Origin of the sequence: Leuconostoc gasicomitatum LMG 18811 (genome assembly GCF_000196855.1) — a bacterium.
Classification (GTDB): Bacteria; Bacillota; Bacilli; order Lactobacillales; family Lactobacillaceae; genus Leuconostoc; species Leuconostoc gasicomitatum.
The window spans coordinates 810912-837768 of sequence record NC_014319.1; the positions used below are offsets into that span (position 1 = coordinate 810912).

Sequence of the window (26857 nt, forward strand, 5' to 3'; positions counted from 1 at the left end):
TTTGCATGAGGCAAATACCATTTTTTATTGATGTCTATTTTGACGAATGCTATTGTATAAACCAAAGGGTACTGTGCTTTCTGTACCGTTTTTAATGCGAGAAATATTCGAACGGTGTCGATAAAAAACAAATATAGTTAATATAATAGTGACAATTGTTAAAACTAAATCATGATAAAATAATGAGGCACAAACTGCGAAACTAAAACTAATCATAGCACTCATTGAAACCATTGATGTTAACAGCAATACTAAAATAAATACACTGATGGCTAAAATAAAAAAATATGGATTATAGGCTAATAGAATGCCAGCGGATGTCGCAACGGCCTTACCACCTTTAAATTTGAGCCAAATTGAAAATGTATGACCGATAATGGCAGCAACGCCAACTAACATTGGATTAATGTTACTGTTGAATAATAGAGGTAATAGGCCGGCTGCAGTACCTTTCAATAAATCAAGTGCTAATGTTACAATGCCGGCTGCAGTGCCAAGAACACGAAATGAATTTGTTGTACCGACATTACCAGACCCTTCATCGCGGATATCTTTATGGTAAAAGAATTTACCAATCCAAAATCCGGGCATTAGAGACCCAAGTAAATAAGAGAAAACGAACATTAATATCGTTGAAAACATGATTTAAACTCCTCATATTGATGCGTTAGCATAAATTTAATTTTAGCATAAAAATAGATAGTAGAGGGGGTGACTTAATCAAATTAAAATATTTATACTTGTCAGAATGCATTTTTTCATCTATGATAATATAGATTGACGCGTGATGATGAACAATTATTGTTGTCGTGTGTGTATGAAATTAAGAAAGATATGAGTATTCATGGCAGAAAAAAACCATTATGATTCAGATTCAATAAAAATTTTAGAAGGACTTGAGGCAGTTCGTAAACGTCCAGGAATGTATATTGGCTCAACAGATGGCCGTGGTTTGCATCACCTAGTTTATGAAATTGTCGATAATGCCGTTGATGAGGCCTTAGGCGGTTATGGTCATGATATTCGGGTGACAATTCACGAAAATAATGCCATTACGGTGCAGGATTTTGGCCGTGGCATGCCTGTTGGTATGCATGAGTCTGGCAAACCAACGCCTGAGGTTATTTTGACCGTGCTGCATGCTGGTGGTAAATTTGGGCAGGGTGGTTATGCGACCTCTGGTGGTTTGCATGGTGTTGGTTCTTCAGTTGTTAATGCTTTATCTGAAAGCTTACAAGTGACAATTGTTCGTGATGGACACAAGTGGCAAGAAGATTTTATTAAAGGTGGACAACCGGTAGGTACGTTACGCGATTTAGGTGTGACCAAAGAGCCTAGTGGCACAAAAGTAACCTTTAAACCAGATGCAACTATTTTCAGTGCTACGGTTTATAAATATGATACTTTGTCTGAACGATTGCGCGAGTCAGCCTTTTTGATGTCAGGTGTTAAATTCAGTTTAACTGATGAACGGGTAAAGCCAAAAAGAGTTGAAGAGTATCATTATGAAAAGGGACTAGAGGCTTTTGTTGGTTTTTTGAACGAAGAAAAGGAAACCATTGGCTCAATTATGACGTTTGAAGGACAGCAAGATGGTATTGCTGTCGAAGTAGCTGCACAATATAATGATGGCTATTCAGAAACATTATTATCGTTTGTTAACAATGTGCGCACGCAAGACGGTGGTACACATGAAGTAGGCTTCCGTACAGCATGGACTAAAGCATTTAACGAATATGCTAGAAAAGTTAACTTATTAAAAGAAAAAGATAAAAATCTTGAAGGCACTGATGTTCGAGAAGGCTTAGCAGCTGTTATTTCATTGCGTGTGCCGGAACAATTTTTGCAGTTTGAAGGGCAAACCAAGGGCAAGTTAGGAACACCAGAAGCACGTGGCATTGTTGATGCCGTGGTTAACGAGACTTTAGGTCGATTTTTAATGGAAAATGGTGATTTTGGTCAAAATCTCATTCGAAAGGCAATTCGAGCACGTGAAGCACGTGAAGCTGCACGTAAAGCACGTGATGAAAGCCGAACAGGCAAGACAAAAGGTCAAAAGGATCGACTATTGTCTGGTAAATTAGCACCAGCGCAGTCAAAAAATGCAGAACATAATGAATTGTTTTTGGTGGAAGGTGACTCAGCCGGCGGTTCAGCTAAGCAAGGCCGAGATCGTAAGTTCCAAGCAATTTTACCGTTACGTGGTAAAGTTTTAAACACAGAGAAAGCCAAGCTTGCTGATATTTTGAAAAATGAAGAGATTTCAACGCTTATTTACGCTATAGGTGGTGGTGTTGGAACAGATTTCAAGGTTGCTGATACTGCATTTAGCAAAGTCATTATTATGACTGATGCTGATGATGATGGGGCGCATATACAGACATTGCTTTTAACTTTCTTTTATAAGTATATGAAACCGTTAATTGAAGCCGGCCGAGTTTATATTGCTTTACCACCATTGTATCGTGTTAAATATGCGTCTAAAAAGTTCGAGGATAAGTTTGCCTGGACAAACGACGAACTAGAAACGATTACAAATCAAAATGATGCCCGCTATGAATTAACGCGTTTTAAAGGGTTGGGCGAAATGAATGCACCATTATTGTGGGAAACGACAATGGATCCTGAATCGCGTACGTTGATTCGTGTGAAAATTGATGATGCTGTGCTTGCTGAAAAGCGCGTGACAACTTTGATGGGTGATAAAGTTGAACCACGTCGTGAATGGATTGAAGCAAATGTCCACTTTACGTTGGATGAAGCAGGCTCAATATTGGATACAGTTGAAGGTTATGATAGTAACGCAAGTGATATTTTCGAAAAAGTGCGGAACCATGAAAAGACCGATTCAGTTGTAAGCAATGATATAAAAACAAGTGAACCCGTAATTACAACGTGGCAAAAAGATGATAAATAATTACCTTGCTGTATGTTAATAGACTGTAACAGTGAGTCATTAATCTGACTAGCTATTGAAATACCGTGTACAATTGTATACGGTATTTGCGTAGTAATTTTATTTGAAAGGAATTGTGTCTATTTAGTAATAATAGACAATCATATATATGGCAGATCGTATAACTGAACTTTCACTCGAGGCAGTGATGGGCGAGCGCTTCGGGCGTTATTCAAAATATATTATTCAAGAACGTGCATTACCGGATATCCGTGATGGTTTAAAACCCGTACAACGGCGTATTTTATTTGCGATGGATCAGGATGGCAATACGTTTGACCATCCTTATCGTAAATCAGCAAAATCAGTTGGTAATGTCATGGGTAATTTCCATCCTCACGGTGATTCATCCATCTATGAAGCAATGGTTCGGTTGTCACAAAACTGGAAAGTACGCGAACCATTAATTGATATGAACGGTAACAATGGCTCGGTTGATAATGATCCAGCGGCGGCCATGCGTTATACTGAGGCGCGCTTGTCAAAAATTGCTGGGGAGATGATGACAGACTTAGGACAAGAAACTGTTGATATGGTTTTGAATTTTGATGACACGACGTATGAGCCGACTGTCTTACCATCACGAGTTTTGAGTTTGTTTATTAATGGTGCCACTGGCATTTCGGCAGGCTATGCGACAGAAATCCCACCACACAATTTAAAAGAAATAAATGGTGCTTTAACCTATTTACTCGATCATCCGGAAGCACCTTTATCTGCATTAATGCGTTATGTTAAAGGACCGGATTTTCCAACAGGTGGTATTATACAAGGTCTTGATGGCATTAAAAAGGCTTATAAAACTGGTCGCGGTAAAATTGTGGTTCGTGCCAAAACGGTCATTTCAGAAATTAAGGGTGGCAAAAAGAAAATTGAAATTACCGAATTGCCATATGAAGTTGTGAAATCGAATTTAGTAGCAAAAATTGATGGTATTCGATTAAACAAAGAGGTTGCTGGCATATCTGAAGTTCGTGATGAGTCTGATCGGGAAGGTATGTCCATTGTTATAGAACTTAACAAAGATGTTAATGCTGCCGGTATATTGACTTACTTATTCAAAAAAACAGATTTGCAAATTTATTACAACTTTAATATGGTGGCCATTCATGATCAGAGGCCAGTTCATGTGAGTTTGAAACAAGGTCTGGAAGCTTTTTTGAACTTTCGTAAAGAAGTTGTTTTGAAACGCTCAGCGTATGAATTAGCGAAAGCGCAGGCTCGACAACATATTGTTGAAGGTTTGATCCGTATGTTGTCAATATTAGATGAAGTCGTGGCGACAATTCGTGCCTCAAAGAATCGAAAAGATGCCACACAAAACTTGATTGACAGCTATCAATTCACACAGCCACAAGCAGAAGCAATTGTTACATTGCAATTGTATCGTTTGACGAACACAGATGTGACACAGCTAGAAGAAGAATTTGCGACACTTGCGGCTAAAATTGTGCGTTTAAACTTAATTATTAATGAATCGTCAGCCTTAAATGATGTCATACGTGACGAAATTGCAGAAATTACAACAACATATCGATCACCACGCCGATCAGAAATTGAAGCTGAGGTTGAAAACCTGATCATTGATTCAGCCATTACTATCGCCGAAGAGGACGTACAAGTGCTAGTCTCTCGCAATGGTTATTATAAACGTGCATCTTTACGGTCTTATAAAGCCTCAGACTCTGATAATGGTTTGGCTGAGGATGATTTAGCTATTTTTGAAGGTCAGCTCAATACAACGCAGCATTTGTTTATGTTCACTAACAAAGGCAACATCATTTATCGACCAGTTCACGAATTACCGGATTCAAAATGGAAAGATACTGGCGAACATTTTTCACAGCAGCTATCAAATTGGCACGCAGATGAGTTTGTTATTAAGGTTATTGCTATTGACAATCTTGAACAAGAAGGTGCTTTTACTGTTGTGACTAATGATGGCTTTATAAAGCAGACAATATTAAGCGATATGGTACCAAAGGCTTACAAGAAAAAAACAAGCATGGCAATTAAACTTAAGACAGATAGTAGTTATGTAGTTGGTATCGCCTATTTCAAACAAGCTAAGCAACAAGATGTTTTGCTACTATCTCACGATGGTGTGGGTCTTCGATTTAAAGTAACAGATGTCCCAGAAATTGGGCCACGTACAGCTGGTGTCAAGGCAATGGATTTACGTGGAACTGACACAATTATGGCAGCATTGTTTATTACAAATGATTCACAGCAAGTGGCAATTGTAGCTAGTAATGGGGCGTTTAAATATATGCCGATTTCAGAAATCAATCGTTCAAAACGTGCAAATAAAGGATTATTAATTTTCACACAAAAAAAGACGGTTGCCTATCATGTTGCTGCTGCGACTATTTTTGAGGCTCATGAAACGGCATTGGAAATTTTGACCACGCGCTGGCAAGCTCAAGAGCTACAGTTAAGCGACTATCATCCATCGCAACGCATTGGTAATGGACAATATGTTGTCGATGTTAAGAAGAATGGGACACCTTGGTTGATTAAACCGTTATCGATTCATGCGACAAAATAAGCTTTTTTTGCTAAAATAGATTTATAAACTTTTAGGAGATACGAACGAATGGCTAAGACATTAGTTTTCGGGCACAAGAACCCAGATACTGACACAATCGCTTCAGCAATTGCTGCGAGTTATTTATTAAATCAACTTGGTGGTGATACAGAGGCAGTTGCGCAAGGCACACCAAATGCTGAAACGCAGTTTGCATTAGATTTTTTTTCAGTCACTGCACCAAGAATTACGACATCAGCCGATACTGAAACTGTTGTCCTAGTTGACCATAACGAGGCGACACAATCTATTGATAATTTATCAGAAGTTATTGTTGAAGGTATTTACGATCACCATAAATTTTCGTTCACAAATAGTACACCATTGTACATTAATGCCAAACCATGGGGTTCTGTTGCAACAATTCTGTATTACGAATTTAAACAAGCAAACATCGACATCCCTTCAAAAGTTGCTGGTTTGATGGCCTCAGCGATTATATCAGACACGTTGTTGCTGAAAAGCCCTACAACAACGGCTTATGATAAGCCTGCATTAGAGGATTTAGCCGCTATTGCTGGTCTCGATGATTATGAAAAATATGGCTTGTCGCTGTTGAAAGCAGGAACAGATTTATCCTCACGAACTGATAAAGAACTCATTGATGGGGATGCAAAGTCCTTTGAAATAGGGGGACACAAGTTCCGCATTGGTCAGGTCAATACAGTAGATATTGCTGATGTTTTGACACGTCAATCAGGTATTGAAGCAGCTATGGTTGCTGAGGACTATGAGGATTTCTTGTTTGTGATCACTGATATTTTAAATTCAAATTCAAAAGCACTATATCTTGGTGATGCCACAACGTCTATCGAAGCAGCCTTTGGGGCAAAAATCAGTGACAATGTGATTGATCTACCTGGTGTTGTTTCACGTAAAAAACAAATTGTACCACCATTAGAAAAACAATTTTAAAAGTGATGTTGAAGAAATGTTTGGCTGTTAAGCAATGAAATCACTTTCATCGAACAGATTTTCGCTTGGATTTATAAAATAACTTTACACCACCTCAATGTTCATGTATAATAACTATTTGTATTGACAAGCAAATAATTTTAACAAACCACACACTAAGGAGTAAGAATATGCGTATTCACGTTGTTCTAGGAAATGATGAAACTGGCGAACGTATTTACTTGACGTCTAAAAACCGTCGTAATACACCAGATCGTCTTGAGTTAAAGAAGTACTCACCAAAACTTCGCAAAGTTGTAACATTTAAGGAGATTAAGTAAAATGGCAAAAAAGTCAAAGATTGCAAAAGCGCAAAAGCGTGAAGCTTTGGTTGCGAAATATGCTGACAAGCGCGCCGAATTAAAGGCAGCAGGTGATTTTATCGGTTTGGCTGCTTTGCCAAAAGATTCATCTCCTGTACGTGTACACAATCGCGACTGGATTGATGGTCGTCCTCATGCTTATATGCGTGAGTTTGGTATGTCACGTTTGAACTTCCGCCAATTGGCACACAAGGGTCAAATTCCTGGTGTTCGTAAAGCTTCTTGGTAAATTAAAGTTTCGTCAGTAACGTAACTTACACCGTAAGCATTACGTGGGCACGTTAAAAGTCAATTATTATAGCATCAGCTAAATACAGTGACTGCCTCAATGAGCAAAGCGAATGGGGTCATAAAGGTTCACAAACTAGTAAAAATCACAGTAATGTGATTTTTTTTGTTGTATTATGGGATACGTATTTGCATTTTTTTGGCTTTAGCGTTACAATTATAGTTGTTAATTTACATAGATTTTGTAAATGAGCGGGTCACATCCGATGCGGCCGGCTCATTTTTTATGGGATTGGCACTTGCTTACAATAAATATTAGAAATTCATCAGGGAGGGGCAGATAAATGGTAAATAAAGTTGAACAAAGAATCATAGAATTGATTACACCAATTGTTGATAGACGAAAAGAACTGTTATGGGACTTGACGTACACTAAAGAAGGTGGGCAAAAAGTTTTACGTATCTTATTAGATAAGCCAAACCATCAATTTATCACAATGGCTGATTTAACGGCTTTCACACAGGAAGTTAACGAACTTTTGGATACATCTGACCCTGACCCTATTCCAGAGGCATACTTACTAGACATTTCATCACCGGGAGCTGATCGACCGTTAAAACAGCCTTGGCATTTTAAATGGGCACAAGATGGCAACGAAAATATTCTAATGTCACTTTTCGTTGCAAAGAATGGTCAAAAGAAATGGCAAGGAAAGATTAAGACATTAACTGATAATGGTTTAGTTTTACTAACTGATCATGGTGAGATAATTCTTAATTTTGATGAAATTGCAAAAGCAGTGTTAGATATCCAGTTTTAACATAAACGTATGTATTGGTAATTTAAAATCTGTATTTTTGATAAGAACTGCGAAAACGTTGTTCTATGATAATACAGTAAATATCAGTATATACTCTACTAATTGAATGAGGATAGGCGAATGAGTAAAGAACTAGTCGATGCGCTCGATGCCCTTGAAGCCGAGCGTGGTATAGAACGTGAGATTGTTGTTGCAGCACTTGAAGATGCGCTAAGAGCAGCTTACAAGAAGCAATATAATGCTGAACAGAACGTTGAAGCAGTATTTGATACAAAAAAAGGGAACGTAGCAATTAAGCAAGTCAAAAACGTCGTATTAGATGACGATTTTGAAAATGAAGATACAGAAATCAGTCTAACAGATGCGTTAGTGATTAATCGTGCATATGAAGCGGGTGATGAAATTCGTTTTGATGTGACACCAAAAGATTTTGGACGAATGGCTGCTCAAGCAGCAAAGCAAGTTATTGTACAAAAAATGCGTGAAGCCGGTCGTGAAGCGATTTATAATAAGTTCGCTGATTATCAAGATGAGATCATTACTGGTGAGGTTGATCGACAAGATGCACGCTTCTTGTATATGACACTTCCAGGTAACCAAGAAGCTGCTATGGCACCAAATGATCAAATGCCAAATGAACGGTATCGTATGGGAGACCGTATTAAAGTTTTGGTAAATAAAGTTGAAAATAACGCAAAGGGACCACAAATCTTCGTCTCACGTACGGCACCAGACTTGGTAAAACGTCTATTTGAACAAGAAGTACCTGAAGTTTATGATGGCACAGTTGAAATCATGAATATTTCGCGTGAAGCCGGTGATCGTTCAAAAATAGCTGTTTATACACATGATACAGATTTGGATCCTGTCGGTGCAATGGTTGGACAGCGAGGTGCACGAGTACAAGCTGTTGTTAACGAACTTGGTGGCGAAAATATGGATATCGTTGAATGGGTTGAAGATGAAGCGCAATATATTGCTAACGCGTTGAACCCGTCCGAGGTAGCAGATGTTATCTTTAATCCTGAAAATGAACGTGCAGTGACGGTCATTGTTCCCGACAATCAATTATCATTAGCAATTGGGAAAAAAGGTCAGAATGCTCGTTTGGCTGCAAGGCTAACAGGTTTTAAAATTGATATTAAATCTGAAAGTGAAGCAGCAAATAGCTTGTCAAAACAGTCACCTTTAAAAGCTGAAAGTGGCGAATAAACTTTAGAAGGGAAATGTCTGCAGCTATTTGTTTTTGTAAGACTAGCTAAGACATGCTAAATATTATGAAACCTAGAAAAATACCAATGCGAAAAGATATTGTTACAGGTGAAATGTTTCCCAAAAAAGATCTTGTTCGTGTCGTTCGTGATAAAGAGGGAAACGTTAACCTAGACCCAACTTCCAAAGCTAATGGCCGTGGTGCATATATTGGATTGGATCGTACCATTGCAGCTGAAGCCAAGAAAAAGCATATTTTTGATCAAGCGTTTGAGATGAAAATACCAGATGAATTCTATGATGAACTTATTGCGTATGTGGATCATCAGCAGGCGCGTAGGGAGTTGTTTGCTAATGCTGATAAGTAAAGACGAACAAATTTTAAATTTGCTCGGATTAGCGATGCGTGCGGGTAAGTTAGTGCTGGGCTCTGATTCAACATTAACAGCTATTCGTGGTAATAAGGTTCAAATGGCTTTTTTTCCTAGTGATGGTGGGCAAAGCCAAAGCAAAAAATTTGCTGATAAATCAAGCTTTTATAATGTGACACTGATTCAAGACTATACCAAGAGACAATTAACCGATGCTATCGGAGTAAATCGCAGTGTATTTGCAATTGCTGATCGTGGATTTAGTCGAAAAATTAAACAATTAATTTCAGAAAAGGAGCGGAACTAAATGACAGAAGAAAAGAAATTCTCAGGGTCAAACCGTCCTGCAAGAAAACAGGCAGTTCCAGAACGCAAAGAGTTACCTGCCTCACAACGCCGACATGCGGCAAAATTGACAGATGGAACAACGGTGACACCCAATAATACAGCGTCTCGTCCAAGCAAACCAGCACGATCAGGTCAACAAGGTCAACAAAATCGCGCCTCTAACCAGAATCGTACGAATGGCACAGCTACTGGAACTAATGCCGGTGGTAACCGTTCAAACAATGGTGGGCAAAATCGTAATAGTCGACCTGGTGGATCACGTGTTCGAGCAGCAGAGGGCCGTCCAGCTATGCGCGAAACAAAAAATTGGTCAACAAAACCGCGTGAAGGTCAAGTAGACTATTCAAAGCAAAAAGACAATAGTTTAAAGCAGTATGTGAGCGAAAATGAAAAGCGTAAGCAAGCTGTAGCTGCGGCTAAAGAACCACAGAAGCCAAAGCCGGTGGCAAAGCCAGTTGAAAATAAAAAAACAGAGCCCAAAGTAGCAAAACCAACAACTGCAGCGCCAGCAGCTGGTGCAGGCAAATTTGGTGGGGCACTAGCTTCTGGAAATAATTCAGCGCGCAATAATTCTCGTAAACGCAATACAGCTGGAACTGGTCAACAGACACCACGCCGTAATGATAAGCCACGAGGTTCAAAAAAGTCACGTCGTATTGCCGCTAAAAGAGGACCTGTCGCACCAGTAACCGAACGTAAGAAACAACCGTTACCTGAAATTTTAGAATATCGTATTGGTATGAACGTTCAAGATTTGTCCAAGTTATTACATCGTGATACAGCTGAAATTATCAAGAAGCTATTCTTGCTTGGTATTATGACAAACCAAAACCAATCACTTGATACGGATACGATTGAAATTTTAGCAGCGGATTATGGTATTGAAGCACAAGTTAAAGCAGCAGAAGACGTTGCCGATATTGACCGCTTCTTCGATGATGAGAATATTGATGAAGGTCAGTTAGTATCACGTCCACCAGTTGTCACAATCATGGGTCACGTTGATCATGGTAAAACAACTTTGTTGGATTATTTACGTAATTCACATGTTACTGAGGGTGAAGCCGGTGGTATTACACAGCATATAGGTGCTTATCAAACTCAATTAAATGGTAAAACAATTACTTTCTTAGATACACCTGGACATGCTGCGTTTACAGAAATGCGTGCTCGTGGTGCTAATGTTACAGATTTGACTATATTAGTTGTGGCAGCAGATGATGGTGTTATGCCACAAACAATCGAAGCAATTAATCATGCTAAGGCTGCTAACACACCTATTATTGTGGCTGTTAACAAAATTGACAAGCCAGGTGCAAAGCCAGATGACGTAATGAATCAATTGATGGCGTATGATTTGGTTCCTGAAGAATATGGTGGAGACACAATATTTGTTAAAATATCAGCTAAATTTGGTCAAAATGTTGACGAATTGCTTGAAATGATACTATTGCAAGCCGAAGTACTTGAATTAAAGGCTAATCCTGATATGCCAGCACGTGGCTCAGTTGTTGAGGCACGTTTGGATAGAGGTCGAGGTCCGGTTGCAACTGTATTGGTACAGCAAGGTACAATGCGTGTTGGAGATCCTATTGTTGTAGGTAATACTTATGGACGTGTACGAACAATGACTAATGAACGTGGCGTTGAACTGGAAGAGGCTTCACCAGCAACACCTGTTCAGGTCACCGGTCTAAATGACGTGCCACAAGCAGGTGACCGTTTCATTGTTATGGCAGATGAGAAAACGGCCCGTGCAGCAGGTGAAGAACGTGCCAAACGTGCACAAGAAGTTATCCGTAATTCGGGCGCAGTTGTTACTTTGGATACATTATTTAGTACAATGTCTGAAAAAGCAATGAAGACTGTACCAGTTATTGTTAAAGCGGATGTTCAAGGATCTGTTGAAGCGTTATCCGGCTCTTTGAAGAAAATCGAAGTAGATGGTGTACGTGTAGATATTATTCATACAGCTGCTGGCGCTATTAATGAATCGGATGTTACTTTGGCATCTGCTTCAGGAGCAATTATTATTGGATTTAATGTCCGTCCAACACCTTTGGCAAAATCTCAAGCTGATTCTGAGAAAGTTGATATTCGTTTTTATAATGTCATTTATAATGCGATTGATGACGTTGAGGCAGCTATGAAGGGCCAACTTGAACCAGTTTATGAAGAAAAGGTTATCGGAACAGTGACGGTCAAAGAGTTGTTCAAATTCTCTAAGGTTGGAATTATCGCTGGTGCCATGGTTGAAGAGGGTAAAATTACCAAAGAAGCTAAGGTTCGTATTATTCGTGACGGTATTGTTGCTTTTGACGGTGAAATTGCGTCATTACAACGTGGTAAAGATTCAGTTAACGAAGTTAAGATGGGATTTGAGTTTGGCTTTACAGTTGCTAAGTATAATGATGTTAGAGTTGGCGATGTTGTTGAAGCCTATGTGATGGCAGAAGTTAAAGCAAAGTAACGTTAACACTATTATTTTAATCCGATATTTAGAAAAGAGGCAAAAGTTATGGTTAATCCACAACGAGCAGGTCGTCTCGCACAAGAAGTACAACGTGATGTAACATCTCTATTGCTTAAACGTATTAATGATCCGCGTGTGCAAGATGTTACAGTAACTAGTGTAGAGCTGTCGGGTGATTTGCAAATTGCAACAATTTATTATTCAATTTTGTCTGATCTAGCCAGTGATGGTAAGAAAGCACAAGCTGGGTTAGAAGCTGCTAGTGGATTAATTCGTAAAGAATTAGGTTCGCGTTTAACAGTTTATAAAACCCCAGAGTTGAAATTTGTGCGTGATCAATCTGTTCAATATGGCAATCATATTGAAGATTTGATTCGTAAGTTACATTCTGAAAATTAATAATTGTTCATAATTTAACGCTACCTTTAAAGGGTAGCGTTTTTTGTGTTAAAATAGAATTACAATAATCTGATTAAAAATAAGGAATTTAAAAAATGGCTAATTTTATACAACCACTCAACCCAATCATTACTGAAATGGCACCCGATAAGTTACTAGGATTTCAAAAATCAGTGCGAGATATTCCAGGTATTTTAAAATTAACGTTAGGTGAACCAGGATTTTCAGTAGATGAACGTATCAAAAAAGCAGCTACTGAGGCAATTAACAGTGACCGTTCTCATTATGCAGAAAGCCAAGGAGAACAAGCATTACGATTAGAAGCAGTTAACTATTTTAATAAACGATATCATTTAAACTTTCATGGTGAAGAGAATGTTATTGTGACATTAGGTGTGAGTGAGGCGATTAATGTTGTTTTAGATACCTTATTGGGTACAGATGACGGTCTATTAATGCCTGAACCAACTTATGGCCCCTATTTTACGTCGTTGGACATAGCGCATGGGACAAAAATAGCGATTGATACAACCCCTAATCGCTTTAAATTAACACCAGAAATGGTTGATAAAGCAGTAGCCAGTGCGACAGTTCCTGTCCGCGCTATTTTGATGAACTATCCTGCAAACCCAACTGGTGTGACATACTCGCGTCAAGAAGTCATTGCGTTGGCAGAAACATTTAAAAAACATAATCTTTGGGTTATTTCTGATGAGATATACTCGTTGTTAACATACGATCAGGCACATGTATCTTTTGCAGAAATTATTCCGGAACAGACAATTTATATTAACGGGTTATCAAAGTCACATGCTATGACAGGTTATCGTGTTGGATTTATATTAGGAGCAGCTGATGTGATAGCTGAAATGCAAAAAGTGCATGGGGCATTAACATTTGCCATTCCAACGTTTATTCAAGATGCTGCTTTAATCGCTTTACGTGATGTATCCGACACACCGATAATTATGCGTGATGCCTATAAATCTCGTCGTGACCGCATTGTGCCGCAACTACAAGCATTAGGGTTTGATGTGGTATCACCGGAAGGTGCCTTTTATGTGTTTGCCAAATTACCTACTGATATAGGTGATGATGGCGATGAATTTGCTCTAAGGTTGGCGCATGAAGGCAAGGTAGCGGTTATCCCAGGGTCTAGTTTTAGTGAAGTTGCAAAGGCATATATTCGAATTTCTTATGCGGCATCTGATGCTGATTTGGATGAGGGCATGCGACGATTGACAGCGCACATTAATCAACTGCGTGGAAAATAAGTAAGAGGCAATTTATGAACTGGTGGCAAAATGTATTTAATCAGAAAAATAAGTATAATCGTGTTAAAACGACCGGACAGATGAATGCAGTTCATGTTGCCCGTAAGTCAAAATTTCCTGTTGTAGTTGCCCCTGTCACAGGACAACTACAAAAAATTGATGGTGATAATGAGCAAAACCATAGTAAAAATGGCTTTATGATGTTACCAGACGGGAATAATATTATGTCTCCGGTATCAGGCATTGTAACAGCCTCAGATGAGCATACTGTTATCATTAAAAGTGTGAATCATGATAAAGTGACAGTTCAAGTTCAAGCACGCAATGAGATGCTGCAAGGAACACGTTTAGCAACTTATGGGACAGGCCAACAGCTTCATGCGGGTGATTTGATTGGAACTGCGCATGCAATGGACCAAAACGATGTTCGTGTCTATGTATTTTTTGAAGATAGCGTCGTGCCATATGTAAATTATGGCGCTGTGTATGCTGGGCAAAGTATTTGGCAGTATCAAGAGGATGAAGATGCAACATAATAATAACGTCGATGGTCTTATTGTTGTTAATAAACCACGTGGTGTGACATCGTTTGACGTCGTTGCCAAGGTTCGTCGTGCAATTGGTCAAAAAAAGGTAGGGCATGCGGGTACGTTAGACCCAAATGTTGACGGCGTTCTCGTAGTGGCTCTGGGTAAAGCTACAAAACTAATAGATGAACTGCAAACAAGGCCTAAACAGTATGTTGGTAGTATCACATTAGGCTTTGCAACAGAAACAGAAGATTTAGATGGTGAGGTAATATCAAAAGTTGATATTGATGTGCCGTTTACTGATGCTGCAATTGATACTGCTATAGCTAATTTAAATGGCGCTATAAAACAAGTGCCGCCTATGTTTTCAGCTGTTAAAGTTGGTGGTAAACGACTTTATGAATATGCGAGAGCAGGAGAAGATGTAACAAGACCAATTCGAGAAGCGTTAATTTATGATTACAAACGTATTGGTGCCACGATTTATGAAAATAAGCAACAACATTTTGATTTTGAGGCAACTGTTTCCAAGGGAACTTATATTCGAACTTTAGCAGTGGATACTGGTTTGCAGCTTGGTGTTCCTGCGACAATGAGCAGTCTGACACGCACAATGGGCAGTGGTATAACAATCGCGCATGCTGCGAATTTAGATGACATTGCTACCATTGCACAATCAGAATTATTAAAACTAATCATACCAATAAAGGATGTACTGACGTGGCCGACAAAAGCGCTATCAGATGATGAATGGTTTGCTGTTAAAAATGGTCAAAAGATAGCAACGTGGCCTGCAAGTGATACTTATTTGCAACTCACCTATCATGATGATGTTAAAGCGGTGTATGCTTATAATAAAGAAGATAACGTCTGGCAATCGCGCTACGTGTTTACGAATGAATAATAATGATTAAAGTAATTAAATTGCATTATCCAATCTTAAAGAAAATAATACCAGACCCAACACCACAGGTTGTTGCCATGGGTTTTTTTGATGGTGTACATTTGGGGCATCAAGCCGTTATTAAGCAGGCTAAACTTGAAGCTGATAAACAAGGTGTACCTCTTGCAGTGCTAACCTATGATCCGCAACCAATTGTTGTATTTGAAATGCTGACACAGCCTTTACGTTACTTAACATCAATTAATCAAAAAGCAGCATTATTAGCTGACCTTGGCGTTAATACAATGTATGTCATGCAATTCACTTCACAATTGGCGAAATTGGCACCACAAGAATTTGTTAATCAAGTTATTATGCGTTTAAATCCAGTAACCGTGGTGGGCGGATTTGATCATGTATATGGCGGAGATGTTAGTATAGCAGATATGGATCATTTACCTCAATATGCAAAGAAACGTTTTAATGTTGTATCAGTTTCAGAATTGGATGTTAATAACCAAAAAATTGGTTCGTCGTCTATCCGAAAGGCACTAGAACTAGGCAGCATGAATATTGTGAATAGCCAACTTGGGCGTATTCATCAGACAACTGGTTTAGTAATACATGGTGAAGCACGTGGTCGTGAACTAGGCTTCCCAACAGTTAACATTAAGACACCAGAATTAGAATGGCTGCCCACTATTGGAATTTATGCAGTTAAAATAATGATTGGTGATGATTGGCACTTAGGAATGGCTAGTATAGGTCGCAATATCACATTTGGCGACGCGCGGCCAATTACTGTTGAAATAAATATATTAGATTTTAATCAGCAGGTATATGGCGAAAATGTCACGGTTAATTGGTATAATTATCTTCGAGGTGAAGTAAAGTTTACGAATATACCAGAATTAGTAACGCAACTAAAAAAAGATGAAATTGCTACGAGACAATATTTTGATGCACTTAACTAATGTTAAGTGTGTTTTTTTTAGCACTCTTAAAAAAGAGTGCTAAAAAGCTTGCAATATTTTTGAAAAGGTGTATTATTATAGATGTTAGCAGTGAGTGTTATTGAGTGCTAAAATGGAGGTGGTGGCATGCTAACAGAACGACAAAAATTAATTTTAAGTGCCATCATTTACGAATACACACAAACAGCGCATGCGGTCGGTTCAAAGAGTCTTCAGGAACAACTTAATATTAAAGTGAGTTCTGCTACAATTCGTAACGAAATGGCGGCTTTAGAATCAGCAGCATTGATTAAAAAATTACATACATCTGCTGGACGCGTACCATCACGAGCTGGATATAGATATTATCTAGATAATTTGATGATGGCACGTGTGGCTACACAACAAGATATTGCTTTGGTCATGCAATCTTTTCGTGGTAATTTTCATGAAATAGATGACTTACTGGATGAGTCAGCCCGAACCTTGTCACAACTTACTGGGGCAACGGTGCTAATTTTAAAACCAGAACGTTTAAATATAGTTGTTTCCGGGTTTCGTTTGGTACCATTAGAAAATCAGCAATTGATTGCGGTATTGGTAACTAATGACGGGAAAGTAACGAGTCAAACATTTAAACTACCTCGAGAATTGGCGGTTTCATCATTAGATAGTATGATTAAATACATCAATGACCAGACTAATGGGAGACCTGTTTTGGAAGTTTTACAGATGATGCAGTCGGATGAACTACCAACACAAATGAGCCGAATGATTAAAACGCCAGCAGCATTCTTACAATTATTTGGGGATGTGTTAGCAAGATCAATTGGCGATAAAGTGCACATTGGTGGCCGGTTAAATGTGTTGGATTTTAGTGATGATGATCAAAACACGAAAAACGTTAAGCAACTATTAGAGTTTCTAACTTCTGCAGCTGATGTTCGTCGAGTCGCCACAACCACAGCACATCATGTCACCATTAAAATTGCTAAAGAAATCGATGAACCATTATTAAAGTCCTTTAGCTTAATTACAAGGGCATTCACTGTACCGAATCAAGGAGATGGCGTCATTGCCTTATTAGGTCCGATTCGTATGAGTTATGCACGTAATGTCTTGTTAATGGATGCATTTGGTGAAGCATTGAGTCAAAAAATGATTGAGTATACATAAATTAGGAGGTCACTTACGTGGCAGATGAAACTGAAAACAAACTAAAAGATGACAAAATAACAGAAGATAGTGATACTACAGCAAGTAATGCTACATCAGTAGAAGAGATGATTGAAGATGAAAATGTTGTGCAGGAAGAAATAGATCCTAAGCAAACTGAGCTTAATGAAGCCTTAGCGCGTGTCTCAAGCTTGGAAGATCAATTACTTCGTTCACAGGCTGAAATCCAAAATATGCAGCAACGACATGCACGTGAAATTCAAAATGTGCATAAGTATGATGGACAAAAATTGGCTAGTGCAGTGTTACCAGCAGTTGATAATTTAGAACGTGCGTTGTTGGTTGAATCTGAAGATGCAGTTGCACAACAAATTAAAACTGGGGTTGAAATGACATTAAAAACGTTGGTGCAAGCTTTAACTGACAATGGTATTTCTGCAACTGGTGAAGTTGGTGAAACATTTGATCCCACAAAACATCAAGCGATTCAAAGTGTTGATTCAGATGATGTCGACTCAGACCAAATTGCATCTGTTTTGCAAAAAGGGTATATACTACAAGATCGTGTGCTACGTCCAGCAATGGTGGCAGTGGCTAAATAATTGCAGTATTATTAATTTTAAATAATGATAATGTTATGGTGATTCAGCACAACGCACTACACCTAAAAAAGACAAAATTAAACTTAAATGTAAAGGAAGAATAAATTCATGTCAAAGATAATCGGTATTGATTTAGGAACTACAAACTCAGCAGTGGCTGTTCTTGAAGGTGGGGAACCAAAAATTATTACAAACCCCGATGGTGGTCGTACAACACCATCAGTTGTTTCATTTAAAAATGGTGAAAACCAAGTTGGAGATGTTGCTAAGCGACAGGCTATAACAAACCCAGATACTATTATTTCAATTAAGTCACATATGGGTGATGCTAATTATAAAGTTAACGTTGATGGCAAGGACTATACACCACAAGAAATTTCAGCAATGATTTTGCAATATATTAAAGGCTATGCTGAAGATTATTTAGGTGAAAAAGTTGATAAAGCTGTTATTACTGTACCAGCATACTTCAATGATGCTCAGCGTCAAGCAACAAAGGATGCTGGTAAGATCGCTGGATTAGAAGTTGAGCGTATTATAAATGAACCAACTGCAGCAGCTTTAGCATATGGCTTAGATAAGCTAGATAAGAATGAAAAGATTTTAGTTTATGATTTGGGTGGTGGTACATTTGATGTATCTATCCTTGAATTAGGCGATGGTGTGTTTGAAGTTTTGTCAACTAATGGTGATACACATCTTGGTGGTGATGACTTTGATAATGCAGTTATTGATTATTTAGCAGCACAATTCAAGTCTGATAATGGTGTCGATTTAAAGTCAGACAAATTAGCGTTGCAACGCTTGAAGGATGCTGCTGAATCAGCAAAAAAGACTTTGTCATCAGCAACTGAAGCACAAATTGATTTGCCATTTATTGCCTCAGGTGAACAAGGCCCATTGCATTTGCAAACGTCATTATCACGTGCTAAGTTTAACGAGATTACAGCTAGTTTGGTAAAGAAAGCTGAACAACCAGTTTTGAACGCTTTGAAAGATGCTGGTTTGTCATTTTCAGATATCGATGAAGTTATTTTAAATGGTGGATCAACTCGTATTCCAGCCGTTCAAGATTCTGTTAAAAAGTTAACTGGTAAGGAACCTAACCATTCAATTAACCCAGATGAGGCAGTTGCTTTAGGCGCTGCTGTTCAAGGTGGTGTGATTACTGGGGATGTGAAAGACGTTGTATTGTTAGATGTAACACCATTGTCACTTGGTATCGAAACAATGGGTGGTGTATTCACAAAGTTAATCGACCGTAACACAACAATTCCAACATCAAAGTCTCAAGTTTTCTCAACCGCTGCTGATAATCAACCAGCTGTAGATATTCATGTGCTACAAGGTGAACGCTCAATGGCTACGGATAACAAGACACTTGGTCGTTTCCAATTGTCAGACATTCCTGCAGCACAACGTGGTGTACCACAAATCGAAGTAACGTTTGATATTGATCGTAATGGTATTGTGTCTGTTTCTGCTAAAGATTTAGGCACACAGAAAGAACAAAAAATCACTATCCAAGCTGCAGGCGGTTTGTCAGATGATGAAATTGAGCAAATGATGAATGATGCTAAGGCTAATGAAGAAGCTGATGCAAAAAAGAAGGAATCAGTTGATACACGTAATGAAGCGGATCAATTGATCTTCTCTACAGAGAAGACTTTGGAAGAAGTTGGCGATAAGTTGGGTGATGACGATAAAAAGGCAACACAAGATGCATTGGAAGCTTTGAAAAAGGCAAAGGAAGATGCAGCAGCTGATGATGCTGATTTAACAGAATTGAAGACTAAGTCTGAAGAATTAGGAAAAGCAGCCCAAGAATTGGCTATGAAGTTGTATCAGCAAGCAGCGCCACAAGAAGGTGCTGAAGGTGAAGCTAAACCAGCTGATGATAATACAGTAGATGGCGATTTCGAAGAAGTTGATCCTGATAAGAAGAAGGACTGATAGCGTTTTATTAATAAATATCAAGCGAACCGCATTCAATTGAGTGCGGTTTGTGTACATAATATTATAAGGAGTGGGTAAGTGAATAATACAGAATTCTATGATCGTCTTGGTGTGGAAAAAAATGCCAGTCAAGATGATATAAAAAAAGCATACCGTAAATTATCTAAAAAATACCATCCAGATTTGAATCATGATGCCGGTGCGGAAGAAAAGTATAAAGAAGTCCAAGAAGCTTTTGAAACTTTAGGGACTGAACAAAAGCGTGCACAGTATGACCAATTCGGACCAGCAGGAGCCAATGGTGGCTTTGGTGGGCAAGGTGGACCTGGTGGTTATCAACAGCAGGGCGGATTTGGTGATTTTTCTGATTTGGGAGATATTTTTAGTCAAATGTTTGGCGGTGGTTTTGATCCAAACCGTCCACGCAAAGGACAAGATTTACAGTATCGTATGCATCTGAGTTTTGAAGAGGCAGTGTTTGGTAAAGAAGAAACCATTAAATTTAATCGTGGTGATGGTCCTCATGAAATTAAAGTGACAGTGCCAGCAGGCGTTGAAACGGGTCAACAAATGCGATTGTCTGAACAAGGCGAAGCAGGCGCTAATGGCGGACCACGAGGTGATTTATTTGTGGTGTTCCAAGTTTCACCGTCTAAAGATGGATTTGAGCGTGATGGGGCAGATATTTATTTAGAGCAAGCTATTGATTTTGTTCAAGCGGCACTAGGTACTGAAATGCAGGTTAAATCAGTTCATGGCGATGTTAATTTGAAAATTCCTGCTGGTACACAAACAGGTACACGCTTCCGCTTACGTGGAAAGGGTGCCCCACGTCTGCGGGGGACAGGTCATGGAGATCAATACGTCGTTGTGAAATTGGATGTACCGACAAAGCTAAATAGAGATCAAAAAAAGGCGTTAGAAGCTTATCAAGAAGCAACTGACGGTACCAAAAAGAAGAGCTTTTTTGACAAATTATAAAGATTAGATGTGTCGTATGATCCTACACATTTATTTCTATGTTAATTGGTAGTTTTTGTTATAAAGAAAGCACCTATACCATGTGGTATAGGTGCTTTTATGAGCTCTAATTTTTAGAGGACTTTTGATAAATATATTTAGTCAATATATTTTGTTTCATCATTAACTTCCCACGGCGCCTTTAAATCAATGTGATCGTAGTACAGATGTCCGTGCAGATGATCAATTTCATGTTGAAAGACAATAGCTGGGTAATCGCGTAATTTAATAATTTTTGTGGCGCCAGTTTCATCTTGGTATCGTACCGTAATGCGATCAGCACGGGGAACAAAACCAGGGACATCTTTATCAACTGATAAGCAACCCTCGCCAACATCTAATGCACCGCGTTTAATTGATTCAGAAATAATTGTAGGATTAAATATCGTACCCTTAAAATAAGGGGTCTCATCGGATTCATGTGGATCTAATGAAGGTACCAGTATAGACGCCATTCGCAATGAATAATTGACTTGTGGCGCAGCCAAACCAACACCTGGGCGTAGGCCATATTGTTCATTTTGTGACTCATCTTGTGAAATGACTAAATATGTCATCATATCTTTAGCCAGTTGTGCATGCTCCTCGCTTAAAGGAAAAGGAACAGATGCAGCTGTTTTTCGTAAGACGGAAGCGCCGTCTCGTGTGATTTTATCCATTGTAAATCGAATTGTCATGTTTTTACCTCTTTATTAGTATATCAAACTGTACAACATGTTAAAATAGTTGTATGAGTGAAAATTATATATTACCAATTGATGGCAATTGGACAGTGGATGATATTGTTAAAATATCTAACCTTGTAGATAGTGTTTTAGATGTTTATGAAACCGGTGTATTAAAATCAAAATTATTGATACGATACAACGCGTTTCGTGATGTGTTACCAGCACAGAGTGAGCAAAAACAATTCGACAAAGATTTTGAACGTCAAACTGGACACAGTATTTATAAAACAATAAAATTAGCACAAGGAACAACAAAAGATAAGGTGCGGGGATGACGTTAAGTCAGTTTGAAATACAAGATATCAATCAAACCGTTTTATTATGGTTAGATGAGGTCAGGAAAAGAACATTAATTGCCATGCAGCAGCATTTAGATATTTCTATCAAACATGATGCAAGAGATTTAGTGACAAATGTTGATCGAGACAATGAACAATTTCTAAACGCTAAAATTAGGTCCTATGATTCAGAGGCCAGTATTGTCAGTGAAGAAGGTTTTGGGGACCATCAAAAGAATATGCAAGGCAATGTATGGTTTGTTGATCCTATTGATGGCACAATGAATTTTGTTAAAGAGCAGGCAGATTTTGCAGTAATGATTGCCCTTTATATCGATAATGAGCCTGTACTAGGCTGGATTTTAGATGTGGTTAATAATGTTGTTTATCATGGGGGACCACAAGTTGGTGTTTTTGCTAATCAATTGCGGTTAGAGCAACCAAACAATGATGCATTAAGTGATGGCATTGTATTGTTAAGTGGTGCTCGTTTACTTTATGGTATGTTTGGCTATGATAAAATTGCCAAAGCTGCTTTAGGATATCGTGTTATTGGCGCCGCCGGACCCTCATTTTTACGTGTGATTTCTGGTCGTGCCGTGGGTTATTCTTCAAAAATGATGCCATGGGATTTTGCAGCGGGGCAAGTTTTAGCAAAAACACTAGGTTTATCGATTTCAGATATTGACGGCAGACCGTTAGATATGTTATCATCTAACATAGTATTAGTGGCTACAAATCGTGCGCATCGTGATATTCTCATGTTGCATCAAAGCTAGGGCACAACAGACCCTAGCTTTTACTGTGAGATAAGTAGCATTAAATTAAAGGAGCACTAGGAAATTGGCAAATCGCGAAGATATTCGTAACATCGCTATTATTGCCCACGTCGATCACGGAAAGACGACGTTGGTTAATGAATTATTGAAGCAATCAGATACATTGGACTCACGCAAAGAATTGGGTGATCGTGCAATGGATACGAATGATATTGAAAAAGAACGTGGTATCACAATCTTGTCAAAGAACACGGCCGTTAAGGTCGGAGACAAGCAAATTAACATTCTTGATACACCAGGTCATGCGGACTTCGGTGGTGAAGTTGAACGTATCATGGGTATGGTTGATGGCGTGTTATTAGTAGTTGATGCTTTCGAAGGTACAATGCCTCAAACACGTTTCGTTTTGAAAAAAGCCTTTGAACAACATTTGACACCTATTGTTATCGTTAACAAAGTAGATCGTCCGGGCGCACGCCCTGAAGAAGTTGTTGATGAAGTATTGGATTTGTTTATTGAATTAGGTGCTGATGATGAGGGACTTGATTTCCCAGTTATTTTTGCCTCAGCTATGAATGGGACAGCATCATTGTCACCTGTTATTGCTGATCAAGAGCATTCAATGAAGCCAATTTTTGATGCTGTTTTTGATACAATTCCAGCACCAATTGACAATTCAGATGAACCTTTGCAATTTCAAGTTGCTATGTTAGACTATAACGACTTTGTTGGTCGTATTGGTATTGGCCGCGTGAAGCGTGGAACAATTAAGATTGGTGATGCTGTTGAAGTTTTGAAACTTGATGGCACAACACAAACTTTCCGTGTAACAAAACTAGCTGGATTCATTGGTTTAGATCAAGTTGATATTCAAGAAGCCAAAGCTGGTGATTTGATTGCCGTTTCTGGTATGGAAGATATTTCTGTTGGGGAAACAGTTGCAGATCCAGCTCATCCCGATCCATTGCCAATCTTACGTATTGATGAACCAACTTTGCAAATGACTTTCCGTCAAAATGACAGTCCCTTTGCAGGTAAAGAAGGTAAGTTTGTTACAGCTCGTCAAATTGAAGATCGTTTGCGACGTGAATTGCATACTGATGTGTCATTACGTGTTGAAGACACAGGCCAAGCTGGTGCTTGGTTAGTGTCTGGTCGTGGTGAATTACATTTGTCAATTTTGATTGAAACAATGCGTCGTGAAGGCTTTGAATTACAAGCATCACGTCCACAAGTTATCTATCGTGAGATTGATGGCGTACAGTCAGAACCATATGAATCAGTTCAAATTGATACACCTGATGAATATTCATCGACTGTGATTGATTCTCTGAACCAACGTAAGGGTGAAATGATAAACATGGAGTCTGTTGGTAATGGACAAACACGTTTGACTTATATGGCACCTTCTCGCGGATTAATTGGTTATGCAACTGAATTTATGTCAGCAACACGCGGTTATGGTATTTTTAACCACACTTATGCTGAATATCGTCCAGTAGTGCGTAATTGGGAACCAGGCCGACGTAATGGTGCATTAGTGTCAATTACGCAAGGTACAACAACTAACTATGCTATCATGGGTGTTGAAGATCGTGGACAAATGTTCATTGGTGCTGGTATTGAAGTTTACGAAGGTATGATTGTTGGTATGAACGCACGTGACAATGATATCTCTGTTAACGTAACGAAACTAAAGCCACAATCAAACGTTCGTTCATCAAACAAAGACCAAACTTCGTCTATTAAGACACCACGTCTTATGAACTTAGAAGCATCTTTGGAATTTTTGAATGATGATGAATATGTTGAAGTAACACCTGAAAATGTTCGTATTCGTAAAGCTATTTTGAATACAGCAGAACGTGAAAAGTCTGCTAAACGTCGTAAGGCCTCAACAAATTAAATAGTAGTGACAGAAAATCTGACTAGATTTTCTATTACGGAGCTATGGCACAATCCGGTACTGCAACGGACTCGAAATCCGTCGAGCCGCTTTTGGCGGTGTGCGGGTTCGAATCCCGCTAGCTCCTTATTGGCTGTTTTATCAATAAATTTGATAGAATAGCTTTTTTGTCTGTAAACGTTTGTATGACGTTATTTTCAGTGTTTAATAACGTTCATTTATGTTTAACCAAAAACAATATTTTCACTTGTTAGTGCTACAGTTTATTTAATTCAGTCAATGCTTTTGAAGTTTCAATTTTTTTATCCAGCAATTAATCATTGCTTTCTAAACCCAATTACCTAAAAAGAAGCGCTTATTATTATCGTGCTGTTGTAACAAACATGTCTAGACAAGATAAATGTATAAAATCTATTGACAATTGTATATATACATTATATGATATCAAAGTTGTGTTAAATATATTTTTACAAAAAGTAAGTGAAAACAGAAGGATATTATGAAGTACAAAAAAACAATCATCACAATTACTGCTGCAGCCGCCATATCTTTTGGAGCAGGAGCAGCACTTGCCGATAGTGGTTCGTGGATTGGAACACCCAATTTAGCCCACACACGTAGTATTATTGACCAATTAGGTGATAAGTTGACAACGCAATCTGCTACCATTTCTACATTAAGTCAGCAAAGCACAACTTATCAAAGTCAGTTAACTGATGCCAAGAGCAATTTAATGTCATTGCAAAATCAGGTAGCTAGTCTACAGACCCAAGCAACAAATGACAATGCCGCTTTCCAAACCCAATTACAGCAAAAAATTGATGAAATTAACCAAAAAATAGCAGAAGGCAATCAAAAGGTTGCTGATAAACAAAAAGAATTGGACGGTGTACAATCGCAATTGACTGCTGCCAATTCAAAAGCATCAGATTTGCAGCAACAGTTGAATAGTTTGCAACAAAAATCAAATGATTCAGAAAACAAAAATTCTGATTTGCAAAAACAACTGGATAACGCATTACAAGATGCTAAAAATACTGAAACACATGCACAAGATGTTTTAAATCAACAGCAAAAGTAAAATACTAATATCTATCACAACATAAAACCGAGTTGATAAAAAATCTCAGCTTTTTCTATAAATTCATCTAAAATAAAGCAAGCTACTAAGTAGCTTGCTTTATTTTACTCAAGATTGTATAATATTGATTTATTGTGTTGTATACAAATGAAAAAATAACTTACAAATTAGTGAGTTATTTTTTCTTGTAGCGTATGTTATTATAAATTTTAGGTATAGCTTCAAACTATCAACAATATATTAAAAATTGTTGATAAATAAAATTTTTAATGGAAGAACAAAAATGTTAATCAAAATTTTTTTTAATTTCAAAAATAAATTAAAATCAAAGGTAAAGAATAATAATTATTTACAAAGTAGCGAGCTGAAAAGCGTGCAAACAATCGGAATTATTGGTGATAGTGTTTCTTTTGGGTTAAAATCTAGCATGAATTATGGTCAATACCTTCAAAAAATAACCGGAGGCGTAGTTCAAAACTTAGCGTATTCAGGGGCGCATTTATCCGATAATGGTCGAAAAAGTATTTTTCAACAATCTCAATATCTGGACCTGTGTGATTTGTATATTTTACAAGGCACTGACGATGATTGGCTCGCTAATGTGCCAATTGGTCATAAGGATGATACTGCAAAGCAATCTTATATTGGCGCTTTTTACCAAACTGTTTCTCAGTTACATCATTTGAATTCAACGGCCAAAATCATAATTGTTTCAACGACATGCCAAACACCTGTGTGGGGTAATGTTGTGAGACGTACGGATAAAACTGAAAATATGTTAGGGCATTCCTTACATGATTATATGATAGCACAAGAAAAAGCATGTGCCGATTTAAAACTACCTTTTGTTAATCTAATGCGTCAGACATTATTTGATCCGAGTAAAAAATCATTTCGGAAAAAATATATGCCTGATGGATTGCACCCGAACAAAGAAGGGCATCAAATTATTGCTAATGAAATTGTCAAGATTTTTAAACAGAATTTCGGATCATGATAATCAAAAAAAGCGCTTAGCT

26 protein-coding genes and 1 tRNA gene are annotated in these 26857 nt (G+C 38.2%); 25 read left to right on the forward strand and 2 right to left on the reverse strand.

The window, feature by feature from the left end; translation table 11 throughout:
- Positions 1-24 precede the first annotated feature (24 nt).
- Positions 25-642 (reverse strand): glycerol-3-phosphate 1-O-acyltransferase PlsY, encoded by a 618-nt coding sequence (gene plsY / locus LEGAS_RS03945; RefSeq protein WP_010384569.1) that lies wholly within the window; start codon positions 640-642, stop codon positions 25-27.
- A gap of 202 nt (positions 643-844) precedes the next feature.
- On the opposite strand from plsY, the gene parE reads away from it, so the two are divergent.
- The 19 genes from parE to LEGAS_RS04040 all read left to right on the forward strand — a co-directional run bounded on the left by parE (position 845) and on the right by LEGAS_RS04040 (position 21027).
- Positions 845-2917: a DNA topoisomerase IV subunit B gene (parE, locus tag LEGAS_RS03950; protein ID WP_013231474.1), complete on the forward strand. Its 2073-nt coding sequence runs from the start codon at positions 845-847 to the stop codon at positions 2915-2917.
- A 148-nt stretch (positions 2918-3065) separates the two neighbouring features.
- Positions 3066-5504: a DNA topoisomerase IV subunit A gene (gene parC, locus LEGAS_RS03955; RefSeq protein WP_013231475.1), complete on the forward strand. Its 2439-nt coding sequence runs from the start codon at positions 3066-3068 to the stop codon at positions 5502-5504.
- A 48-nt stretch (positions 5505-5552) separates the two neighbouring features.
- Entirely contained in the window at positions 5553-6458 is a 906-nt protein-coding gene (locus tag LEGAS_RS03960) for a manganese-dependent inorganic pyrophosphatase (protein WP_013231476.1), read from the forward strand.
- A gap of 170 nt (positions 6459-6628) precedes the next feature.
- Positions 6629-6778, forward strand: a complete 150-nt coding sequence (gene rpmG, locus LEGAS_RS03965) for a 50S ribosomal protein L33 (RefSeq protein ID WP_002815032.1) — start codon at positions 6629-6631, stop codon at positions 6776-6778.
- A 1-nt stretch (position 6779) separates the two neighbouring features.
- Positions 6780-7049, forward strand: coding sequence for a 30S ribosomal protein S14 (rpsN, locus tag LEGAS_RS03970; protein ID WP_010384563.1), 270 nt, complete (start codon positions 6780-6782; stop codon positions 7047-7049).
- Between the two features lie 343 nt (positions 7050-7392).
- Positions 7393-7869 carry a ribosome maturation factor RimP gene (rimP, locus tag LEGAS_RS03975; RefSeq protein ID WP_010384561.1) on the forward strand — a complete coding sequence of 159 codons (477 nt, stop codon included), beginning with the start codon at positions 7393-7395 and terminating at the stop codon, positions 7867-7869.
- A gap of 120 nt (positions 7870-7989) precedes the next feature.
- A complete protein-coding gene (nusA, locus tag LEGAS_RS03980; protein WP_010384559.1) occupies positions 7990-9081 on the forward strand; it encodes a transcription termination factor NusA in 1092 nt (363 codons plus the stop codon).
- Between the two features lie 65 nt (positions 9082-9146).
- Positions 9147-9449 carry an RNase P modulator RnpM gene (gene rnpM / locus LEGAS_RS03985; RefSeq protein ID WP_010384556.1) on the forward strand — a complete coding sequence of 101 codons (303 nt, stop codon included), beginning with the start codon at positions 9147-9149 and terminating at the stop codon, positions 9447-9449.
- Positions 9439-9759 (forward strand): L7Ae/L30e/S12e/Gadd45 family ribosomal protein, encoded by a 321-nt coding sequence (locus LEGAS_RS03990; RefSeq protein ID WP_041771824.1) that lies wholly within the window; start codon positions 9439-9441, stop codon positions 9757-9759. The genes rnpM and LEGAS_RS03990 overlap by 11 nt, the downstream gene beginning before the upstream one ends.
- Positions 9760-12270, forward strand: a complete 2511-nt coding sequence (gene infB / locus LEGAS_RS03995) for a translation initiation factor IF-2 (RefSeq protein WP_013231478.1) — start codon at positions 9760-9762, stop codon at positions 12268-12270.
- Positions 12271-12318: 48 nt separating this feature from the next.
- Positions 12319-12672: a 30S ribosome-binding factor RbfA gene (gene rbfA / locus LEGAS_RS04000; RefSeq protein WP_010384554.1), complete on the forward strand. Its 354-nt coding sequence runs from the start codon at positions 12319-12321 to the stop codon at positions 12670-12672.
- Positions 12673-12767: 95 nt separating this feature from the next.
- Positions 12768-13946 carry an aminotransferase class I/II-fold pyridoxal phosphate-dependent enzyme gene (locus LEGAS_RS04005; protein ID WP_010384552.1) on the forward strand — a complete coding sequence of 393 codons (1179 nt, stop codon included), beginning with the start codon at positions 12768-12770 and terminating at the stop codon, positions 13944-13946.
- A 14-nt stretch (positions 13947-13960) separates the two neighbouring features.
- Positions 13961-14482: a PTS sugar transporter subunit IIA gene (locus tag LEGAS_RS04010; protein WP_010384550.1), complete on the forward strand. Its 522-nt coding sequence runs from the start codon at positions 13961-13963 to the stop codon at positions 14480-14482.
- On the forward strand, positions 14472-15380 hold the full coding sequence (gene truB / locus LEGAS_RS04015; RefSeq protein WP_013231479.1) for a tRNA pseudouridine(55) synthase TruB: 909 nt from the start codon (positions 14472-14474) through the stop codon (positions 15378-15380). Before LEGAS_RS04010 ends, truB begins: the two co-directional genes overlap by 11 nt.
- Positions 15381-15382: 2 nt before the next feature.
- Entirely contained in the window at positions 15383-16333 is a 951-nt protein-coding gene (ribF, locus tag LEGAS_RS04020; RefSeq protein ID WP_013231480.1) for a riboflavin biosynthesis protein RibF, read from the forward strand.
- 126 nt (positions 16334-16459) lie between these two features.
- Positions 16460-17488, forward strand: a complete 1029-nt coding sequence (hrcA, locus tag LEGAS_RS04025; protein ID WP_010384546.1) for a heat-inducible transcriptional repressor HrcA — start codon at positions 16460-16462, stop codon at positions 17486-17488.
- A 17-nt stretch (positions 17489-17505) separates the two neighbouring features.
- The gene (grpE, locus tag LEGAS_RS04030; protein WP_010384543.1) at positions 17506-18090 is read left to right on the forward strand and encodes a nucleotide exchange factor GrpE; all 585 of its coding nucleotides are present in this window, start codon (positions 17506-17508) and stop codon (positions 18088-18090) included.
- 108 nt (positions 18091-18198) lie between these two features.
- Complete coding sequence (dnaK, locus tag LEGAS_RS04035) at positions 18199-20043, forward strand: molecular chaperone DnaK (RefSeq protein WP_010384541.1); 1845 nt, start codon at positions 18199-18201, stop codon at positions 20041-20043.
- Positions 20044-20124: 81 nt separating this feature from the next.
- Positions 20125-21027 (forward strand): DnaJ C-terminal domain-containing protein, encoded by a 903-nt coding sequence (locus LEGAS_RS04040; protein WP_010384539.1) that lies wholly within the window; start codon positions 20125-20127, stop codon positions 21025-21027.
- 137 nt (positions 21028-21164) lie between these two features.
- Here LEGAS_RS04040 and def read toward each other — a convergent pair whose 3' ends face one another.
- Complete coding sequence (gene def, locus LEGAS_RS04045) at positions 21165-21743, reverse strand: peptide deformylase (RefSeq protein ID WP_010384537.1); 579 nt, start codon at positions 21741-21743, stop codon at positions 21165-21167.
- A 53-nt stretch (positions 21744-21796) separates the two neighbouring features.
- On the opposite strand from def, the gene LEGAS_RS04050 reads away from it, so the two are divergent.
- From LEGAS_RS04050 to LEGAS_RS04075, 6 genes are all read left to right on the forward strand, one after another.
- Positions 21797-22069: a UPF0223 family protein gene (locus LEGAS_RS04050; protein WP_010384535.1), complete on the forward strand. Its 273-nt coding sequence runs from the start codon at positions 21797-21799 to the stop codon at positions 22067-22069.
- On the forward strand, positions 22066-22851 hold the full coding sequence (locus LEGAS_RS04055; protein ID WP_010384534.1) for an inositol monophosphatase family protein: 786 nt from the start codon (positions 22066-22068) through the stop codon (positions 22849-22851). The genes LEGAS_RS04050 and LEGAS_RS04055 overlap by 4 nt, the downstream gene beginning before the upstream one ends.
- A gap of 64 nt (positions 22852-22915) precedes the next feature.
- Positions 22916-24757, forward strand: a complete 1842-nt coding sequence (gene typA, locus LEGAS_RS04060; RefSeq protein ID WP_010384531.1) for a translational GTPase TypA — start codon at positions 22916-22918, stop codon at positions 24755-24757.
- Positions 24758-24795: 38 nt separating this feature from the next.
- Positions 24796-24884 (forward strand) — tRNA-Ser (locus LEGAS_RS04065).
- Between the two features lie 372 nt (positions 24885-25256).
- Positions 25257-25838 carry a hypothetical protein gene (locus LEGAS_RS04070; RefSeq protein ID WP_013231481.1) on the forward strand — a complete coding sequence of 194 codons (582 nt, stop codon included), beginning with the start codon at positions 25257-25259 and terminating at the stop codon, positions 25836-25838.
- 283 nt (positions 25839-26121) lie between these two features.
- The gene (locus LEGAS_RS04075) at positions 26122-26835 is read left to right on the forward strand and encodes an SGNH/GDSL hydrolase family protein (protein ID WP_013231482.1); all 714 of its coding nucleotides are present in this window, start codon (positions 26122-26124) and stop codon (positions 26833-26835) included.
- Positions 26836-26857: the final 22 nt, after the last annotated feature.

What these genes read in the sequence shown, in the direction of transcription:
- plsY (WP_010384569.1), bottom strand. Translation starts at nt 642, where the DNA reads ATGTTTTCAACGATATTAATGTTCGTTTTCTCTTATTTACTTGGGTCT.
- parE (WP_013231474.1), top strand. Translation starts at nt 845, where the DNA reads ATGGCAGAAAAAAACCATTATGATTCAGATTCAATAAAAATTTTAGAA.
- parC (WP_013231475.1), top strand. Translation starts at nt 3,066, where the DNA reads ATGGCAGATCGTATAACTGAACTTTCACTCGAGGCAGTGATGGGCGAG.
- LEGAS_RS03960 (WP_013231476.1), top strand. Translation starts at nt 5,553, where the DNA reads ATGGCTAAGACATTAGTTTTCGGGCACAAGAACCCAGATACTGACACA.
- rpmG (WP_002815032.1), top strand. Translation starts at nt 6,629, where the DNA reads ATGCGTATTCACGTTGTTCTAGGAAATGATGAAACTGGCGAACGTATT.
- rpsN (WP_010384563.1), top strand. Translation starts at nt 6,780, where the DNA reads ATGGCAAAAAAGTCAAAGATTGCAAAAGCGCAAAAGCGTGAAGCTTTG.
- rimP (WP_010384561.1), top strand. Translation starts at nt 7,393, where the DNA reads ATGGTAAATAAAGTTGAACAAAGAATCATAGAATTGATTACACCAATT.
- nusA (WP_010384559.1), top strand. Translation starts at nt 7,990, where the DNA reads ATGAGTAAAGAACTAGTCGATGCGCTCGATGCCCTTGAAGCCGAGCGT.
- rnpM (WP_010384556.1), top strand. Translation starts at nt 9,147, where the DNA reads ATGAAACCTAGAAAAATACCAATGCGAAAAGATATTGTTACAGGTGAA.
- infB (WP_013231478.1), top strand. Translation starts at nt 9,760, where the DNA reads ATGACAGAAGAAAAGAAATTCTCAGGGTCAAACCGTCCTGCAAGAAAA.
- rbfA (WP_010384554.1), top strand. Translation starts at nt 12,319, where the DNA reads ATGGTTAATCCACAACGAGCAGGTCGTCTCGCACAAGAAGTACAACGT.
- LEGAS_RS04005 (WP_010384552.1), top strand. Translation starts at nt 12,768, where the DNA reads ATGGCTAATTTTATACAACCACTCAACCCAATCATTACTGAAATGGCA.
- LEGAS_RS04010 (WP_010384550.1), top strand. Translation starts at nt 13,961, where the DNA reads ATGAACTGGTGGCAAAATGTATTTAATCAGAAAAATAAGTATAATCGT.
- truB (WP_013231479.1), top strand. Translation starts at nt 14,472, where the DNA reads ATGCAACATAATAATAACGTCGATGGTCTTATTGTTGTTAATAAACCA.
- ribF (WP_013231480.1), top strand. Translation starts at nt 15,383, where the DNA reads ATGATTAAAGTAATTAAATTGCATTATCCAATCTTAAAGAAAATAATA.
- hrcA (WP_010384546.1), top strand. Translation starts at nt 16,460, where the DNA reads ATGCTAACAGAACGACAAAAATTAATTTTAAGTGCCATCATTTACGAA.
- dnaK (WP_010384541.1), top strand. Translation starts at nt 18,199, where the DNA reads ATGTCAAAGATAATCGGTATTGATTTAGGAACTACAAACTCAGCAGTG.
- def (WP_010384537.1), bottom strand. Translation starts at nt 21,743, where the DNA reads ATGACAATTCGATTTACAATGGATAAAATCACACGAGACGGCGCTTCC.
- LEGAS_RS04050 (WP_010384535.1), top strand. Translation starts at nt 21,797, where the DNA reads ATGAGTGAAAATTATATATTACCAATTGATGGCAATTGGACAGTGGAT.
- LEGAS_RS04055 (WP_010384534.1), top strand. Translation starts at nt 22,066, where the DNA reads ATGACGTTAAGTCAGTTTGAAATACAAGATATCAATCAAACCGTTTTA.
- LEGAS_RS04070 (WP_013231481.1), top strand. Translation starts at nt 25,257, where the DNA reads ATGAAGTACAAAAAAACAATCATCACAATTACTGCTGCAGCCGCCATA.
- LEGAS_RS04075 (WP_013231482.1), top strand. Translation starts at nt 26,122, where the DNA reads ATGTTAATCAAAATTTTTTTTAATTTCAAAAATAAATTAAAATCAAAG.